Origin of the sequence: Stenotrophomonas sp. STM01 (genome assembly GCF_014852135.1) — a bacterium.
Taxonomy (GTDB): Bacteria; Pseudomonadota; Gammaproteobacteria; order Xanthomonadales; family Xanthomonadaceae; genus Stenotrophomonas; species Stenotrophomonas capsici.
This window is the reverse complement of the sequence record NZ_JACVBA010000001.1, coordinates 2173511-2191784: the sequence shown is the minus strand read 5'-3', so window position 1 is coordinate 2191784 and position 18274 is coordinate 2173511. Positions and strand designations below refer to the sequence as shown.

At 65.6% G+C, this 18274-nt stretch carries 13 protein-coding genes; 6 read left to right on the top strand and 7 right to left on the bottom strand.

Going from position 1 to position 18274, the window contains the following annotated elements:
- The first annotated feature begins 89 nt into the window (after positions 1 to 89).
- Positions 90 to 872 (top strand): rhomboid family intramembrane serine protease, encoded by a 783-nt coding sequence (locus IB227_RS09935; protein WP_192287198.1) that lies wholly within the window; start codon positions 90 to 92, stop codon positions 870 to 872.
- Positions 873 to 924: 52 nt separating this feature from the next.
- Here the strand turns inward: IB227_RS09935 and IB227_RS09930 are convergent, their stop codons facing one another.
- The 7 genes from IB227_RS09930 to rpmH all read right to left on the bottom strand — a co-directional run bounded on the left by IB227_RS09930 (position 925) and on the right by rpmH (position 10356).
- Positions 925 to 2010, bottom strand: a complete 1086-nt coding sequence (locus tag IB227_RS09930; protein ID WP_192287197.1) for a glycerophosphodiester phosphodiesterase — start codon at positions 2008 to 2010, stop codon at positions 925 to 927.
- Positions 2011 to 2085: 75 nt separating this feature from the next.
- On the bottom strand, positions 2086 to 3699 hold the full coding sequence (locus tag IB227_RS09925) for an ATP-binding cassette domain-containing protein (RefSeq protein WP_225591646.1): 1614 nt from the start codon (positions 3697 to 3699) through the stop codon (positions 2086 to 2088).
- Positions 3700 to 3875: 176 nt separating this feature from the next.
- On the bottom strand, positions 3876 to 5225 hold the full coding sequence (mnmE, locus tag IB227_RS09920) for a tRNA uridine-5-carboxymethylaminomethyl(34) synthesis GTPase MnmE (protein WP_192287195.1): 1350 nt from the start codon (positions 5223 to 5225) through the stop codon (positions 3876 to 3878).
- Between the two features lie 3 nt (positions 5226 to 5228).
- On the bottom strand, positions 5229 to 7910 hold the full coding sequence (locus tag IB227_RS09915; protein WP_192287194.1) for a polysaccharide deacetylase family protein: 2682 nt from the start codon (positions 7908 to 7910) through the stop codon (positions 5229 to 5231).
- A 96-nt stretch (positions 7911 to 8006) separates the two neighbouring features.
- On the bottom strand, positions 8007 to 9719 hold the full coding sequence (yidC, locus tag IB227_RS09910; protein ID WP_192287193.1) for a membrane protein insertase YidC: 1713 nt from the start codon (positions 9717 to 9719) through the stop codon (positions 8007 to 8009).
- Positions 9719 to 10177 carry a ribonuclease P protein component gene (gene rnpA, locus IB227_RS09905; protein ID WP_192287192.1) on the bottom strand — a complete coding sequence of 153 codons (459 nt, stop codon included), beginning with the start codon at positions 10175 to 10177 and terminating at the stop codon, positions 9719 to 9721. Before rnpA ends, yidC begins: the two co-directional genes overlap by 1 nt.
- Positions 10178 to 10215: 38 nt before the next feature.
- A complete protein-coding gene (gene rpmH / locus IB227_RS09900; RefSeq protein ID WP_132864063.1) occupies positions 10216 to 10356 on the bottom strand; it encodes a 50S ribosomal protein L34 in 141 nt (46 codons plus the stop codon).
- 254 nt (positions 10357 to 10610) lie between these two features.
- On the opposite strand from rpmH, the gene dnaA reads away from it, so the two are divergent.
- From dnaA to gyrB, 5 genes are all read left to right on the top strand, one after another.
- Positions 10611 to 11942 carry a chromosomal replication initiator protein DnaA gene (gene dnaA / locus IB227_RS09895; protein ID WP_132864062.1) on the top strand — a complete coding sequence of 444 codons (1332 nt, stop codon included), beginning with the start codon at positions 10611 to 10613 and terminating at the stop codon, positions 11940 to 11942.
- A 324-nt stretch (positions 11943 to 12266) separates the two neighbouring features.
- Complete coding sequence (gene dnaN / locus IB227_RS09890; RefSeq protein ID WP_132864061.1) at positions 12267 to 13364, top strand: DNA polymerase III subunit beta; 1098 nt, start codon at positions 12267 to 12269, stop codon at positions 13362 to 13364.
- Between the two features lie 19 nt (positions 13365 to 13383).
- A complete protein-coding gene (locus tag IB227_RS09885; RefSeq protein WP_192287191.1) occupies positions 13384 to 14088 on the top strand; it encodes a hypothetical protein in 705 nt (234 codons plus the stop codon).
- Positions 14089 to 14585: 497 nt separating this feature from the next.
- A complete protein-coding gene (recF, locus tag IB227_RS09880) occupies positions 14586 to 15686 on the top strand; it encodes a DNA replication/repair protein RecF (protein ID WP_132864059.1) in 1101 nt (366 codons plus the stop codon).
- A gap of 109 nt (positions 15687 to 15795) precedes the next feature.
- Positions 15796 to 18255, top strand: a complete 2460-nt coding sequence (gene gyrB / locus IB227_RS09875) for a DNA topoisomerase (ATP-hydrolyzing) subunit B (protein WP_192287190.1) — start codon at positions 15796 to 15798, stop codon at positions 18253 to 18255.
- Positions 18256 to 18274: the final 19 nt, after the last annotated feature.

Genomic DNA, 18274 nt, shown 5'->3' with positions numbered 1-18274 from the left:
CGCCGCCAGCGGGATTGTCCCGTTGGCGGCACAGCGGTTCCCATGCCCGTCCCCCTTGCAAACCGGGGACCCGCCGCAATCCCAATGACATGGATACGCCAAACGTCCCCGCCACCGGCGCCTCGCCGGCCAATGACCGCAGCGACCGCAACCGGGTGCTGCGCGCCTTCAACCTGAGCCTGGGCTTCGTGCTGCTGCTGGTGGCCGTGTTCGCCGTGCAGAGCAGCGGCTGGGACTGGCGCGCCTGGTCGGTGGCGCCCCTGGAAGCCAAGGGCCTGTGGGGCCTGCTGGGCGCCCCGCTACTGCATGGCTCGATCGAGCACCTCGGTGCCAATGCGGTGACCCTGCTGATCCTCGGCACGCTGGCCGGCAGCGTCTACCCCAAGGCCACCGTGCGCGCGCTGCCGCTGCTGTGGGCGGGTTCCGGGCTGGGTGCCTGGTTGCTGGGCGAGCCCGGCAGCCATCACCTCGGTGCCAGCGGCGTGACCCACGGCCTGATGTTCCTGGTGTTCGTGCTGGGCCTGCTGCGCCGCGACCGGCCGGCCATCGCCGCCGGCATGATCGCCTTCCTGTTCTACGGCAGCATGCTGATCACCATCCTGCCGCATGAGCCGGGCGTGTCCTGGCAATCGCACATGGGCGGTGCCGCCGCCGGCGTCATCGCCGCGCTGATGTTCCGCCACGCCGACCCGATGGCCCCCCGCAAGCGCTACAGCTGGGAAGACGAGGAAGAGGACGAGGTGCTGGCCGACGCCGATGAGCTCGAGCCACCGTCCCCGCGGCAGGTACCGGTGTTGTGGCAGCCTCGTGAGGGCCGCGATTACGAAGTGGTGGTGCCGCTGCGCCGGCGCGACCCGAACGACCCCGCGTAAGCGCGGCCTTGGTCGACAGGCTTACCCCTCCACATCACAGCCAAGGCCGCGCTTACTGCATACCGTCCACCGCGCGGCGGCCCAGTGCGGGATCGTCGGTGAACAAGGCATCGATGCCGGCCTTGAGGTACTCGCGCATCTCGGCCACCGATGCCTCCGGGTTGCGCGCGTTCTCCTCACCCTGGCGCATTGCCGGCGGCAGGAACGGGTTCTCCGGGCGGAAGGTGTAGACCACCACCTGCAGGCCGGCGGCATGCGCATCCCCGACCAGTGCGGTGGGCGCAGCCAGGCCCCCCTGCGCGTTCCACGGGATCACCATGCGCCGTTCCGGGCCGATGGCGTCGGCGTAGCCGGCGATCTCCTTCAGCCCGGCCGGCGTCGCCATCTGTGCATAGGTCAGCGTGCCGCCGGCCAGCACCACGTCGGCCGGCATGTCGCCGGCAGCATCCAGCAGCTGCAGCAGGCGGATGTTGGAATCGCGGCCCAGCTTGGCGCGCAGTGCGCGCAGGTTGGCGGTCTCGAAGGACTGCACCATCACCGGCGCCACCTTGGTATAGGCATTGCCCTGCAGCGCGGCCAGCAGCTTGTCTTCCATCGGCAGGCCAATGCCGCGGAAGTAGCTGCCGTGCTTGATCTCCGGCACCAGCCCGATGCCGCGGTTGGCGCGGCCGGCCTGCTGCACCAGGAAGCTGATGATCTCGTCCAGCGAGGCAATGCGGAACTGCCCGTCGAACGCAGTGCCGCGCACCTGTGGCAGGCGCTCGCGGGCGTACAGGGTCTTCAGCTCGGCCAGGGTGAAGTCTTCGGTGAACCAACCGTCGATCTTCTTCCCGTCGATCACCTTGGTGGTACGGCGCCCGGCGAATTCCGGATGCGCGGCGACATCGGTGGTCGAGCCGATCTCGTTCTCATGGCGTGCCACCAGCACGCCGTCCTTGGTCATCACCAGGTCCGGCTCGATGTAGTCGGCGCCGTCGGAGATGGCCTGGGCGTAGGACGCCAGGGTGTGCTCGGGCAGCAACGCGCTGGCGCCACGGTGCGCATACACCGAGACATGTGGATAACTCTGGGCGGCGGTGGCTTCCATCGTCGAGCAGCATGCCACGCCAACCATCATCAACCATCCCCACCTGGACATCGCACCGCACCTTCATCCAAAAAACGAAGGCGCAATGATGCCGCTGCGATGTGACCGGCGAAAGAAAGAACAGCCTCAGGCCGGCTGCAATCGCCAGCCATCCCTGTCCAGCTGCAACGTGGCATCGATGCCAATGGCCTGCAGGAAGGCCGGATCGTGGGAGACCACCACCAGCGTGCCGCGGTACTGCCGCAGCAGGCCTTCCAGGGCTTCCAGTGATTCCAGGTCCAGGTGGTTGCCCGGCTCGTCCAGCAACAGCAGCTGCGCCGGCGGGTCCGCGTAGAGCACGCAGGCCAGCGCCGCCTTGAGCCGCTGCCCACCACTGAGCCGGGCCGAGGGCAGCACCGCCTGCGCGGCGTCCAGGCCCAGCAGCGAGAGACGGCTGCGAGAGACGGCTTCCTCCTGCAGGGGGTTGCTTTCGCGCAGCCCCTGCAGCGCACTGCATTGCGGCGGCAGGACCGCCAGTTGTTGGTCCAGCAGCGCTGCGGGCACCGCAACCTGTACGTTCCCCGCCACCGCTTCGCACTGACCGGCCAGCAGCTTGAGCAAGGTGGATTTGCCGGTGCCGTTGGCTCCACTCACGGCCAGGCGCTGGCCCCGGCGCAGCGACAGGTCCAGCGCAGGCTGCGCCGGGCCGCTCCACGGCAGACGCACGCCTTCCAACCGCACTACCCATTCCGGGCCACCGGAGAGCAGCGCCGGCATCAGCAACACCGGTGGTGGCGCATCCAGCTGCGCATGCGCCTGCCGCACCGCGTCGTCCAGCCCCGCATGCCGTTGCTGGAGCTGCTGTCGTGCCTTGCCGGCGTTGGCTTCGGCACGCTGGCGCTGCAGGCCCAGCAGGATCGGCGCCTGATTGGCCCTGGCCGCATCGCGGCTGCCACGCGCGCTGCGCTGCTCCAGCCGTTCGCGTTGGACGCGCAACTCCTGCTCGCCCTTGCGACGTTCATGGCGACGCTGCAGCAGCAGGGTTTCGGCCGCCGCCCTTGTGGCAGCGCGCGCCTGTGCATAACTGGCGTAGTTGCCACCATGGCTGCGCAGGCCCTGCGGCGACAATTCGACGATGCGCTCCACCTCGGCCAGCAACAGGCGGTCGTGGCTGACCAGCAGCACGCCCTGCCCCCGTGCCCGCAGTTGCGCGGCCAGCCACTGCCGGCCAGCCAGGTCCAGGTGATTGCTGGGCTCGTCCAGGATCAGCAGCTCCACCGGTTGCAGCAGCGCGCCCACCAATGCCACCCGCATCCGTTGCCCGCCACTGAGCTTATCCACAGGCATGTCCGCAGAGACACCCTCCAGTCCCGCGTCGAACAACGCCTGCTGCAGCGTTTCGCGCAGCATCCACTGTTCGCCCACCGCGTCGAAGTCGGCCGGGTCGGTGCTGCCCGCCTCGATCCGCAGCAGCGCCGCCAACACGTTATCCACAGCGGCAAGCTCGGCTACCCGCTGCCCGGGAATCACCGCCACCTGCTGCGGCAGGTAGTGGACGCGGCCCATGCGCCGGCAGTGTCCGGCGCTGGGTACGCGCAGCCCGGCCATCATCTGCGCCAGCACGGACTTGCCCACACCATTGCGGCCGACCAGGCCAGTCAGCCTGCCATCGAAGCGTGCGGTGAGATCAGAAAAAAGGCAGCGCCCATCGGGCGTGTGCCAAGCGACGCCATCCAGCGTCACGGATACGGAAGTTGTCATGCGTGGTTCCATCGATGCCCGAAGCACCCGGCCGCCAACGGCAGCAGGGACTGGAAGGGACCGTCATTGCGACGGTGGCATCAATGGCGCATTGGACTGGCTCCGCAAGCGGGGGGATCCCGTAACGGGGCATAGCCTACTGCGCGCAGGCTGAATGTGTCACCTCACGCGGGGCATCACTTACCGATGCAGAAACTCGAGAAAATCCGCCCCAACAGATCGTCGGCCGTCATCCGCCCGGTGATCTCGCCCAGTGCATCGTGGGCCAGCCGCAGCTCCTCGGCAGCCAGTTCGAGCTGGTCGTGGTGCAGCTGCGCGTCGGCGATTTCCAGGTGCCCGGCGGCACTGGCGATGGCCTCGACATGGCGCAGGCGCGCGGAGAACTCGCCCTGCATGCCTTCCCCGGCACCGTCGCTGGCGATGGCGCGCAGGCGCGCGTGCAGCTGCTCCAGCCCTGCCCCGTTGGCCGCCGACAACGCGATGCTGTCGGCCCCCAGGTCCTGCGGCCACTGTGGCAGCAGGTCGCATTTGTTGAATATCCACAGCTGCCGCGCGGCCTGGGCGGCGGCATCGCCAATGGCCTGCTTGCCCGCGTCCGGATCACGCGCATCCAGCACCACGATGGCCAGGTCGGCGCGCTGCATTTCGGCGCGGGCGCGGCGCATGCCTTCGCGCTCGATGGCATCACCGCCTTCGCGCAGGCCGGCCGTGTCCACCAGTTCCAGCTCCAGGCCATCGATGCGAATGGTTTCGCGCAGCGTGTCGCGGGTGGTGCCGGCGATGTCGGTGACGATGGCGCGCTCGCTGCCGGCCAATGCATTGAGCAGCGAACTCTTGCCCGCATTGGGCGGGCCGATCAGCACCGCGTGCAGGCCATCACGCAGCTTGCGGCCACGCTCGGCATCAACGCGCAGTTGCTCCAGCAGCGCGCGCGCCTGTTCGATGCCGGCGCGCACCTGTGCGCCGCCCAGCGTATCCAGTGGCTCATCGGCAAAGTCGATGGCCGCTTCGACATGGATGCGCAGGCGCACCAGCTGTTCCCCCACCTCTTCCACGCGCCGCGAGAACACGCCATCGAGCGAACGCCGCGCCGCGCGGGCCGCGCGTACGTCACCGGCGGCGATCAGGTCGGCGATGGCCTCGGCCTGGGCCAGGTCGAGCTTGCCGTTGAGGAAGGCCCGCTCGCTGAACTCACCGGCACGCGCCTGACGCGCGCCCAGTTCGATGCAGCGCGCGAGCAGTTGTCGCAATACGACCGGACTGCCGTGGCCCTGCAGTTCCACCACGTCCTCGCCGGTGAAGCTGCGCGGGCCGGGGAAGTACAACGCGATGCCGTCGTCGATCACCTCGCCGCCTGCATCGCGGAACCTGGCGTAGTGCGCGTGCCGCGGCTGCAGCATCGGGCAACCCAGGTCCAAGGCGATCTGCAATGACCGCGGCCCGGAGACGCGCAGCATGCCGACGCCGCCGGCAGCGGCGCCGCTGGCAATGGCAACGATGGTCTGGCCGGTGGACAACGCGCTCATCGGTTACAGCTTCTGCAGTTGCGCACGCGCCTGGGCCGCGCCGCTGCCTTGCGGCTGCAACTCCAGGTAGGTGGCGTAAGCCTGCTTGGCCTTGGCCTTGTCGCCTGCGTTGAAATACGCGTCGCCGAGGTTGAGGTAGGCCACCGCACGCGAGGGATCGATCTTCACGGTGTTCTCCAGCCAGCGCGCAGCCTCGGCATAGCGCTGCTGGCGGTAGTAGACGAAGCCCAGGTTGTTGGCCGCCAGGGCGAAGTCCGGACGCAGTTTCAGCGCTTCGGTGAATTGCGCCACGGCCTCGTCGTAGCGCTTCTCGCGGTACAACTGCAGGCCGCGGTCATTGGCCTGCTGGGCACGTTGGCGGTCGGAGGTCGGCACCGCCGCCGGCACCACCAGCGTGCTCTTGCCGCCCTGCAGGTCGGCCACCGTCACCGGCTTCTCGGCTTCGCCCTTGGCATCCTGGGCGGCGTCGACCCGGTTGTTGAGCGCGATGGCATCGGCCGAGAGCTGGCGGGTGTCGGCGGTCAGGTATTCCTGGCTGTCCGGTACCTGGAACACGAACTCGCCGCCCTGCGATCCGGGCAGGCTGCCGAATGCCGGGGTCTGCTGCGACACCGCCGACACCGCCGGCGCCACGTACGCGGCCAGCTCGGTGCCGGTGATCAGGCCATCGCCATTGAGGTCGCCCTTGCCGGCCAGCGCCTGCAGCAGCACCCAGGTGAACACCGAATGCCCGTTCGGGCCGCTGTCGGCCACCTGCTGGTCGGCGCCACCGGCGGTCAGCATCTGGCGGGCGCTGCGGCGCGCGTTCTCGCGCAGGAACGCCGACGAGGACGGCCCGCCGCGGGTCAGGCCCAGGCCGCTGTAGCAGGCATCCATGACGAACATGACGTGCTTGGCGCGCATGCTCTCGGCGATGTTCTGGATGTCGGTCATCGCGATCGCGTCGGTGGCGAACTCGTTGGGGTCCGAATCCACCGGAATGATGTAGCCCAGGTCGCGCCCGGAGGCGAGCTGGCGGGTGGCACCATGGCCGGCGAAGAACACGAACACGCGATCGTTCCGGCCGGTGCGGTCATCGGCCAGGCGGTCGTGGAAGGCGGCCAGGATGTTGTTGCGCGTGGCCTGTTCGTTCTTCAGCACGATCACCTGCGAGGACGGGAAGCCGAACTGCCCGGTCAGGGTATCGGCGATGGCCTGCGCGTCATGGCTGGCGTACTCGAGCTTGGGCCACTTGGCGTAGTCGTCGATGCCGATCACGATGGCCCACGACTTCTCGTAGCCGGTGGTCACGGTGGCGTCACTGGTGGCGCCCTTGCGCGGGCGGCTGACGCTGAAGTCACGGCCGTTCCAGCCTGCGAACTGGTAGCCGTCGGCGATCAGCCGGTCCAGGATCTGCGGCAACGCCTTCACCGCGCGGTCGTGGATGTCATGGAACAGGATGATGCCCTTCTGTTCCTTCTGCACCTGCTCGACCACGCGCTGCACGATCGACTCGGGCACCGGGTCGGCCCAGTCCATCGAATCGATGTTCCACATGATCGACTTCAGGCCGGCCTCGCCGAGCAGCTGCAGGCCTTCGGCGTTGCGCGCGCCATACGGGAAGCGGAACAACGGCGCGCGGCGGCTGTCCACGTCCTTGAGCAGGATGTCGGTGCCCAGCACCTGCTCGCGCAGCGCGTCGCCGCTGGTCCGCGAGAGCTGTGCATGGGTCAGGCTGTGGTTGCCCACCGCGTAGCCCTGCTCCATCAGGTTGCGGCTGATGCCGGCCATCGGCCCGAGCTTGACCTTGCCATCGGGCTGGATCGCGCCCAGGTTGCGGCCCACCTCGAAGAACACGCCCGGCACGTCGTAGCGCTTGAGAATGGCCACCACTTCATCGGTATAGGCCTTGTGCGGGCCATCATCGAAGGTCAGCACCACGGTCTTGGCCGGCAGGTCGCGGCCGAAGATCTCGCGCTCGCTGTCCTTCATCGACATCGGGTAGGGCTCGATCACCCCGTAGTCGCGCAGGATCGCCTCGCGGCTGTATTGGGTATGCAGGTGGGCGATGTAGTCGTCCCACTTCTCGCGCTTGAGCGTGATGGCACGGGTGCGATCGAAACGGCTGAAGATCCGGGTGATCTCCTGGTTGTAGTTGCGCTCGATCTCGTCCAGCGCCTCCAGGTCCTCGCCGATGCGCTGGTGCAGCTTCACCGCCGGCAACGAGGAGTCCTTGCCGACCCGCTCATGCAGGTCACGCAGCACTTCGCGGAACGCCAGGCGGTCGGCGTCGTACAGCTCCGGTGCCGATTCGATGTAGTCCAGCACCGTGCCCAGCGTGGCGAAGCGTTGTGGGCTGCTCTGGCGCAGCAACGCATCGAACTGCGCGGCGATGGCCTCGCGCTGCTCCAGCCCGTCATGGAACAACTGTTGGCCAATGCGGCTGGAGGTGGTGCGGTCGGCCGGCGTCTGCTGTGCCTCATCGGCCAGCAGCACGACGATGCGGCGATGGCCATCCAACTGCTTCTGCAACGCGCCCAGCAGCGGTGCCGCTGCCGGGTCCGTCGCCGCCGCCGCGGCGGCGCTGGGTTGGGTGACGGGCGCCTTGCCGGCCGGTTCCTGCTGCCTGCCACAACCGGAGGCCAGCACGCAGGCCAGCAACAGGGGCGACAACAGCGCGCGGTACGAAGGCAACGAACGGGGCATGGCGGGCTCGACGACGGGAAACAGTGGAAGGGGCGCGAACGCGGGGCGATTCTAACGCCACATGCGAAAAGCCCGCCTTGCGGCGGGCTCCTCGACTTACTTGGCTTCGACCTTGGCCGGCAGCGTGTCCTCGCCGTGCTTCTTGATCATGTACCACTGCTGCAGCAGGCTCAGGCCACCGTTGACCACCCAGTACAGCACCAGGCCGGACGGCATGAAGGCCATCATCACGCCGAACACCAGCGGCATGAACTGCATCATCTTCTGCTGCATCGGGTCCATGCCCACGGCCGGCGTCAGCTTCTGGGTGAACCACATCACCGCCATGTTGATGACCGGCAGGATGAAGTACGGGTCACGCGCGGTCAGGTCCTGGATCCAGGCAAACCACGGGGCCTGGCGCAGTTCCACCGACTCCACCAGCACCCAGTACAGGGCGAAGAAGATCGGCATCTGGATCAGCAGCGGCAGGCAGCCGCCCATCGGGTTGATCTTTTCCTTCTTGTACAGCTCCATCATCGCGGTCTGGAACTTCTGGCGGTCATCGCCATAGCGTTCCTTCAACTGCGCGATGCGCGGCTGGAACTTGCGCATCTTGGCCTGCGACTTGAACTGCGCATTAGCCAACGGGAACAGCGCCAGCTTGAGCAGAATCACCAGGCCGATGATCGACCAGCCCCAGTTGCCGACCAGCTTGTGCACCTGGTTCATCACCCAGAACAGGCCCTGGCCGATGATCGCCATGATCGAGAAGCGGCTGTAGTCGACCACGCGGTCCAGGCCCTTCACATCTTCCTTGGCGATCTGGTTGACCAGCTTCGGGCCCACCCACAGGCGCGCCTCGGTGCTGACCTTCTGCCCCGGTGCCACGGTGAAGCCCGGGCCGCTGGCTTCGATCACGTTGCGCGGGCCGTTCTGCGACAGGCGGTACAGCGCGGCCTGGTCGGCCTGCGGGATCCACGCGGTGAAGAAGTGGTGCTGCAGCATCGCCGCCCAGCCACCGGTGATGGTCTGGTTGAGGTTGCCGTCATCCATGTAGTCCTTGAACGCACGGCGCTGGTAGCCATCTTCCGGGCTGAACCAGGTGGCGCCATTGAAGCTGAAGGAGTCCGGGTTGGTCATGCCGCGGGTGACGATGGACGGCACGCGATCCAGCTTGCGGAACACGTAGCCCTGCCACGGCGCGCTGCCGGCGTTACTCACTTCATCCTTCACCGAAACGGCGTACTCGCCACGGGTGAAGGTATAGGTGCGGTGGATGCTCACGCCGTTGGGGCCATTCCACACGAACGGCACCTGCACCTGGTTCTGGCCGTCGGCCAGCACCACCTCGGTGGCGTTGCCGGCCGGCTGGAAACCGGCGGCGCCAGGTACCGGCGAACCGGACTGGCTGGCCCAACCGGCGGTGGCGGTATACGGGTGCGCCTTGTCCTCGGTCAGCAACTGCACCGGCGGGCTGCCGGCGGCCTTGGTCTGCGGGAACTGCAGCAGGTCGGCGTCGAGCACGCTGCGGCCATCCAGCACCAGCTTGAGGACGTCGGTGGTGACGGTCACGCGCGGTGCGGCACTGGCCGCTTCGACGCCGGCAACCGCCGGGGCGGCCGGAGCCTCATGGCCGGGGACGGTGGCCTGCGGCACAGTACCGGTGCCGGGCACGGCGAGGTCGGCATCGTTGGACACCGGCACGGCCGGCTGGGTCGCGGCCACGGTGGCCGGATCCGGCGCGTTCTTCTCGCGACCCCATTCCATCCACAGCAGCACGGCCACCATCAGCCAGGCGAAAATCAGGAATACACGGGTCTGGTTCATCAGCAGGCTGGCTCGGCTCGGCCGGAAGAAGCATCCGGCGCGTTCAAAGGAGTGGGTTCAGCGCCCTTGCGCGGCGGCATTGTGCCGTCCGCGCCCGCAGCGGGCAATGCGCCGGCACGGCGCAGCAGGCGTTCGAACGCCTCGCGGATCTGTTGATTGCTGGCCGTCTTGGCCGCCGAGCGGGCAACGACGACGAAATCGCCACCGGCCAGGCACGGCAAAAGATGGCGTGTTGCATCGCGCAACACACGCTTGATACGGTTACGGCCGACCGCACGCGTATCCACCTTCCGTGACACGGCCATGCCCAACCGAGCGGGGGCATCCCCTTTCAGCCAGTGGAGTGTCATCAGCGGGTCGGACACACGGCGGGCGCCGTTGAAGACCGTAGAGTATTCAGCGCGCGTACGAACCCGCGCAGAGCGAGGGAATCGCTTGCGCGGGAAGGCACTGCTCACGATTGAAGTTGCATGTGCCGCGGAGAGCGGCAACGCAATCAAGCGCTGAGGACTTTGCGGCCCTTGGCGCGGCGACGCGACAGGACCTTGCGGCCGTCAGCGGTCTTCATGCGGGCACGGAAGCCGTGATCGCGCTTGCGCTTGAGGTTGCTGGGTTGGAACGTGCGCTTGGTGGCCATGGGGGCACCTGTATGAATGGGACGGAAAGAACCGGAAATTCTATAGAAGCGCCCCCCACCCCGTCAAGCTTACGAAACGACGGATATTCACAGGCCGGTGCACAGCTTGTGGATGAGCCTGTGAATAAATCCGGGACAAGCATTCCCGCATCCGGTCTGCGGTGGTAGTCTGGGCCATCCACTTTTCCCTGTTCCGGCCTGTGGCCCGGCGGCTTCCTGCGCCTTGCCGACAAGGCCTTTGATGATTATTGCTGATGGATGCCTGGTCTCTTTGTCTTGAACGTCTTGAAGCGGAATTCCCGCCGGAAGATGTCCACACCTGGTTGAAGCCCTTGCAGGCCGACCAGCGCGCTGACAGCCTGGTGCTGTACGCGCCCAATGCCTTCATCGTCGAGCAGGTGCGCGAGCGGTACCTGTCGCGCATCTCCGAGCTGCTCGCCCATTTCGCCGGTTTTTCCGAGGTCATCCTGGAGATCGGCTCGCGCCCCCGCGTGGCCGAGCCGGCCCCGCTGCCTGTGAGCAGCGGCGTCCAGGCGCCGGTATCGGCACCGGTGGTGCCGTTCAACGGCAACCTGGATGCGCACTACACCTTCACCAACTTCGTCGAAGGCCGCAGCAACCAGCTGGGCCTGGCCGCCGCGTTCCAGGCGGCACAGAAGCCCGGCGACCGCGCCCACAACCCGCTGCTGCTGTACGGTGGCACCGGCCTGGGCAAGACCCACCTGATGCTGGCCGCCGGCAATGCCATGCGCCAGGCCAACCCGGGTGCCAAGGTGTTGTACCTGCGTTCGGAACAGTTCTTCAGCGCGATGATCCGGGCGCTGCAGGAAAAGACCATGGACCAGTTCAAGCGCCAGTTCCAGCAGGTGGACGCGCTGCTGATCGATGACATCCAGTTCTTCGCCGGCAAGGACCGCACCCAGGAAGAGTTCTTCCACACCTTCAACGCGCTGTTCGACGGCAAGCAACAGATCATCCTGACCTGCGACCGTTACCCGCGGGAGGTCGAAGGCCTGGAAGCGCGCCTGAAATCACGCTTGGCCTGGGGCCTGTCGGTGGCGATCGAGCCGCCGGATTTCGAGACCCGTGCGGCCATCGTGCTGGCCAAGGCACGCGAACGCGGTGCCGAGATCCCGGATGACGTGGCGTTCCTGATCGCCAAGAAGATGCGCTCGAACGTGCGCGACCTGGAGGGGGCACTCAACACCCTGACCGCCCGCGCCAATTTCACCGGCCGCGCGATCACCACCGAGTTCGCCCAGGAAACCCTGCGCGACCTGCTGCGTGCCCAGCAGCAGGCGATCAGCATTCCCAACATCCAGAAGACCGTCGCTGACTACTACGGCCTGCAGATCAAGGACCTGTTGTCCAAGCGCCGCACCCGTTCGCTGGCCCGTCCGCGCCAGGTCGCCATGGCGCTGACCAAGGAGCTGACCGAGCACAGCCTGCCGGAAATCGGCGATGCCTTCGCCGGCCGTGACCACACCACCGTGCTTCACGCCTGCCGCCAGATCAAGACGCTGATGGAAACCGACGGCAAGCTCCGCGAGGACTGGGACAAGCTCATCCGCAAGTTGAGTGAGTAAGCCATTCGGGGCACCGGATAGGTCGTAGGGAAGAAGCCGGACGAATCATGCACCGACGCCGCAGAGGCGTCATCGCACAAAACGGTGCATGATTCGGGGGCAGACGTTGGGGAAGTTGTGGATAAAAACGCGTCTCCAAAAACGCGAAAAGTTATCCACAACATTCCCCACCCGTTCCGGGCCAGTAGTACAGAGGGTTTCAGTGCATAGAAACCTTTTGAAAACAAATACTTGGGTGTGTTTTAAACCAAATCTGGCTCTACCAGCACCACCAAGCTTTTGATTTAACCCACATCTTTTAAAAGCATAGGGGCACGAAACCACATGCGTTTCACACTGCAGCGCGAAGCCTTTCTCAAGCCGTTGGCCCAGGTCGTCAACGTGGTTGAACGCCGCCAGACTCTGCCGGTTCTGGCCAATTTCCTGGTCCAGGTGCAGGGTGGTCAGCTTTCATTGACCGGTACCGACCTGGAAGTGGAGATGGTCTCCCGCATCGCGGTCGAAGACGCCCAGGATGGTGAAACCACCATTCCGGCGCGCAAGCTGTTCGAGATCATCCGCGCCCTGCCCGATGGCAGCCGCATCACCGTTTCGCAGACCGGCGAAAAGATCACGGTGCAGGCAGGCCGCAGTCGCTTCACCCTGGCGACCCTGCCGGCCAACGACTTCCCGTCGGTTGACGAAGTCGAAGCCACCGAGCGCGTTGCCGTGCCGGAAGCGGCGTTGAAGGAACTGATCGAACGCACCGCGTTCGCAATGGCCCAGCAGGACGTGCGTTACTACCTCAACGGCCTGCTGTTCGACCTGCGCGACAAGACCCTGCGTTGCGTGGCCACCGACGGTCATCGCCTGGCGCTGTGCGAAACCGAGCTGGAAAGCAGCACCGGCAAGCGCCAGATCATCGTGCCGCGCAAGGGCGTGACCGAGCTGCAGCGTCTGCTGGAAGGCGGCGATCGTGAGGTGGAACTGGAAGTCGGCCGCAGCCATGTCCGGGTCAAGCGCGACGATGTGACCTTCACTTCGAAGCTGATCGACGGCCGCTTCCCGGATTACGAAGCGGTGATCCCGATCGGTGCCGACCGCGAAGTGAAGATCGAGCGCGAAAGCCTGCGTGCTTCGCTGCAGCGCGCCGCCATCCTGTCGAACGAAAAGTACCGCGGCGTTCGCGTCGAGGTGACCCCGGGGCAGCTGAAGATCAGCGCGCATAACCCGGAACAGGAAGAAGCGCAGGAAGAAGTCGAGGCCGATACCCAGGTCAATGATCTGGCCATTGGCTTCAACGTGAACTACCTGCTCGACGCCCTGTCGGCACTGCGCGACGAGCATGTGGTCATCCAGCTGCGCGACTCGAACTCCTCGGCGCTGGTGCGCGAAGCCAGCAGCGAGAAGTCGCGCCACGTCGTGATGCCGCTTCGTCTCTGACCGGCGTTCCACGTGGAACATGAAGAAGCCCGGCGAATGCCGGGCTTTTTTCTTGCAAGGTTCCACGTGGAACCTGATTCCGGAGCGGACGTTTCGGAAGCCGTTCGCGGTGGTGGCAAAGGACCGCCATTGCAGCCGGTCTCGCACAATTTCCTCTCAAAGGCCCAGGGCACTTCGCATCTGCCGTCGCCCCGCCTGCTTTTTCCCCTTCCTGGATCTCGATTTCCGGCGACGGGACCTGCCCCAAGCGCCGGGTTCTTCCCACTGTGATCCGATTCCGGGCGCAGATGGCCCCGGCTTGGAGGCCATCTTCGGAGCAACGGGAGATGCTGCGGTTCTGGTTGCCCGGCTGATGGGTATCGAGAACGCCATTTCCCCGCAGAAGCTCTGCAAGCGGGTTGTTCCGTTGAGCTTGGCCGGCCATGGGATCGTAGATTTCGCCAGTTCCGCAGCCGTTCGGCCGAAAAGCGAAGCGCGCAGGCAGCAGATCCCCGATGCCGCTTCGCCCAGCGTCCACCGTTTGCCCCTGGTTTCGTTGACTTCTGCCGGTATCGGGCCGCATGACGAGTCCAGAAACAGCGATATCCACGGTTTCGGAGTACCAGCGTGGGGCGAGAAGGCCGGCAGGTTCCACGTGGCGCCTTCGAACTCAGCTCAGCGCCCGGGGATTTCTTCAAATCTGAAAGTCAGGTGGCGTGCAGGACTCCCGGATTTCGCCATTTGAGCCGCTTTGTCCCGGCCCTGTTGCGGTGACGCTTTTTTCGCAGCTCTATGCTTTAAATCTGAGAATAAATCTAAAGCTTGGTGGTGATGGTAGAGCTGGATTTCATGTAAAACTATGCTAAGTGACTGTTTTAGCTAAATATATTAGCTTCGAAACCCCCTTGAAAAGTGGCCGTCAAGCCTGTGGATATCTGTGCATAAGGTGATCTCTGTGGAAAAGTGCCAAATTTATCCACAGATTGCCAAAGTTATACACAGACCTTTCCCCCAGAGCTGTCCCGCGAAGAAAAAGTCCCCAAGAACGGCCCACTGGGAGCTGGGCCTGATTTCGTGAAATCTGAAACGGCGTGAAGGGTTGGATGCTGCAGAATTCGCGAAATTGCAGGTGTTCCACGTGGAGCGCCTGGGCGAGCGTATTGCCCGCACCCCGTTGGCAGATGCTTTAAGCTGCGCCCTTGTCCGCCGCGGATGGCGCGGTGGTTGGGTACTTGAGCGTCAATGCATATCGTCCGTGTTGCCCTGAACCGCGTCCGTCGGTTCGATTCGGTGGAATTGGCGCCCCGCCCTGGCATCAACCTGATTACCGGCGCCAATGGCGCTGGCAAGACCAGCCTGCTGGAAGCGCTGCATCTGATGGCCTACGGCCGCAGTTTCCGCGGACGCGTACGCGATGGCCTGGTCCAGAAAGGTGCGGACAGCCTGGACGTCTTTGTGGAATGGGAAGAGCGCGGAGCCGGCGGTGAGACCGTAGTTCCACGCCGAGCCGGGCTGCGTCATGGTGGCCAGAGCTGGAAGGGCCGTCTGGATGGCGAGGATGTCGCGCAACTGGGCACATTGTGCGCCGCGTTGGCGGTGGTGACCTTCGAACCGGGTAGCCATGCCCTGGTCAGCGGGGGGAGCGAGCCCCGTCGTCGCTTCATCGATTGGGGATTGTTCCACGTGGAACCGGACTTTCTCCCCCTGTGGCGGCGTTACACACGGGCGTTGAAGCAACGCAACGCGCTGCTCAAGGCCGGGGCCCCGGGCTATCAGCTTGATGCCTGGGACAGGGAATTGGTTGAAGCGGGCGTGCCGCTGACTTCGCGCCGCCAGCACTACGTGGAACGTCTGCAGGAGCGGGCCATTGCCATTGCCGCCGATCTGGCCCCGACCTTGCAGTTGCAGACCCTGGAACTGCTGCCTGGGTGGCGCCGCCACGAGGTATCGCTGGGGGATGCCCTGCTGCTGGCCCGCGAACGTGACCGCAATGCCGGCTTCACGTCGGTGGGACCACATCGCGCGGACTGGGATGTGGGCTTTGCGCAGATCCCTGGCCGCGACGCGCTGTCCCGCGGGCAGGCAAAGCTGACCGCACTGGCCTGCCTGTTGGCCCAGGCCGAGGACTACGCTGCCCTGCGCGGTGAATGGCCGGTCATTGCGCTGGATGACCTGGGCTCGGAACTGGACCGCAATCATCAGCGGCGGGTGCTGCACCGCCTGGCGCAGGTGCCGGCCCAGGTGTTCATCACCGCCACCGAAGTACCGGCAGCCCTGGAGGAAGAGCTGCGCCCGGCGGCAATGTTCCACGTGGAACACGGCACGCTCCAGGCCGTGGTTTGAGCCTTCAGGGCGGAAATCTGCCCGGTAGGTATAATCGGAACGTCACCCCTACCCCTCATGCCCCTGCCGTACCGGTAGTGCATGACCTGCGGAGCCTACGGCAAGCGCAATGAGCGAAGAACAGAACACCCCGGCCACGAACGGCAATTACGACGCCAACAGCATTACCGCCCTGGAAGGCCTGGAAGCGGTCCGCAAGCGCCCCGGCATGTACATCGGCGACGTCCATGACGGCACCGGTCTGCATCACATGGTGTTCGAGGTCGTCGACAACTCGATCGACGAAGCGCTGGCAGGTCACGCCGACAACGTCACCGTCACCATCCACGCCGACGGTTCGGTGTCGGTGTCGGACAACGGCCGCGGCATCCCGGTCGGCAAGCACGAGCAGATGAGCAAGAAGCTCGACCGCGAAGTGTCCGCGGCCGAAGTGGTGATGACCGTCCTGCACGCCGGCGGCAAGTTCGACGACAACAGCTACAAGGTTTCCGGCGGCCTGCACGGCGTCGGCGTCAGCGTGGTCAATGCGCTGTCGGAGAAGCTGATGCTGGATATCTTCCAGGGCGGCTTCCATTACCAGCAGGAGTTCAGCCACGGCGCGGCGGTGCGTCCGCTGGAAAAGCTGGAAACCAGCGACAAGCGCGGCACCACCGTGCGCTTCTGGCCATCGGTGGTCGCGTTCAACAACAACGTCGAGTTCCACTACGAGATCCTGGCGCGCCGCCTGCGCGAACTCTCGTTCCTCAACTCCGGCGTCAAGATCGCCCTGGTCGACGAACGCGGCGAAGGCCGTCGGGATGACTTCCATTACGAAGGCGGCATCAAGAGTTTCGTGGAACACCTGGCCCAGGTGAAGACCCCGCTGCACCCGAACGTGATCGCGGTGACCGGCGAGTCCAACGGCATCGTGGTGGAAGTGGCGCTGCAGTGGACCGATTCCTACCAGGAAACGATGTACTGCTTCACCAACAACATCCCGCAGAAGGACGGCGGCACCCACCTGGCCGGTTTCCGTGCCGCGCTGACCCGTACGCTCAACAACTACATCGAGCAGAACGGCATCGCCAAGCAGGCCAAGATCAGCTTCACCGGCGATGACATGCGCGAAGGCATGATCGCGGTGCTGTCGGTCAAGGTGCCGGACCCGAGCTTCTCCAGCCAGACCAAGGAAAAGCTGGTCAGCTCCGACGTCAAGCCGGCGGTGGAAAGCACCTTCGGCGCCAAGCTCGAAGAGTTCCTGCAGGAAAACCCGAACGAAGCCAAGGTCATCGCCGGCAAGATCGTCGATGCCGCGCGTGCCCGCGAGGCCGCCCGCAAGGCGCGTGACCTGACCCGCCGCAAGGGCGCGTTGGACATCGCCGGCCTGCCGGGCAAGCTGGCCGACTGCCAGGAAAAGGACCCGGCGCTGTCGGAACTGTTCATCGTCGAGGGTGACTCGGCAGGCGGCTCGGCCAAGCAGGGCCGCAACCGCAAGAACCAGGCGGTGCTGCCACTGCGCGGCAAGATCCTCAACGTGGAACGCGCACGCTTCGACCGCATGCTGGCCTCGGACCAGGTCGGTACGCTGATCACCGCGCTGGGTACCGGCATCGGCCGCGACGAGTACAACCCGGACAAGCTGCGCTACCACAAGATCATCATCATGACCGACGCCGACGTCGACGGCGCCCACATCCGCACCCTGCTGCTGACGTTCTTCTACCGGCAGATGCCGGAGCTGATCGAGCGCGGCTACGTCTACATCGGCCTGCCGCCGCTGTACAAGATCAAGCAGGGCAAGACCGAGCTGTACCTCAAGGATGACCCGGCGCTGGATGCCTATCTGGCCAACAGCGCGGTGGAAAACGCCGCCCTGGTACCGGCCACCGGCGAGCCGCCGATCGAGGGCGTGGCGCTGGAAAAGCTGCTGATGGTCTACGCCGGCGCGCAGGATGCGATCGAGCGCAACGCGCACCGCTATGACCGCGGTCTGCTCGAGGCGCTGGTCGATTTCACCCCGATGGACCTGCAGCACCTGCGCAGCGCCGGTGAGGGCGAAGGCCTGGATGCGCTGGCCAAGCATCTCAACCAGGGCAGCCTGGGCACGCCGCGTTTCACCCTGACCCTGCAGGAACCGAACGAGCAGCGGCCGGCGGCCGTGCTGGTGACCCGTCGCCACATGGGCGAGGAGCACATCCAGGTGTTGCCGTTGTCCGCGTTCGAGTCCGGCGAGCTGCGTCCGCTGCACCAGGCGTCGCAGCTGCTGCATGGCCTGATCCGCGAGGGCGCGACCATCAGCCGTGGCAACAAGAGCACCGAGGTGACCGGTTTCGCGCAGGCGCAGGCCTGGTTGATGGAAGAGGCCAAGAAGGGCCGCCAGATCCAGCGCTTCAAGGGCCTGGGTGAAATGAACCCGGAACAGCTGTGGGACACCACCGTGAACCCGGATACCCGCCGCCTGCTGCAGGTACGCATCGAGGATGCGGTGGAAGCGGACCAGATCTTCAGCACCCTGATGGGCGACGTGGTTGAACCGCGCCGCGACTTCATCGAGGACAACGCGTTGAAGGTCATGAACCTGGATATCTGATAGATCCAGCCGCAAGACC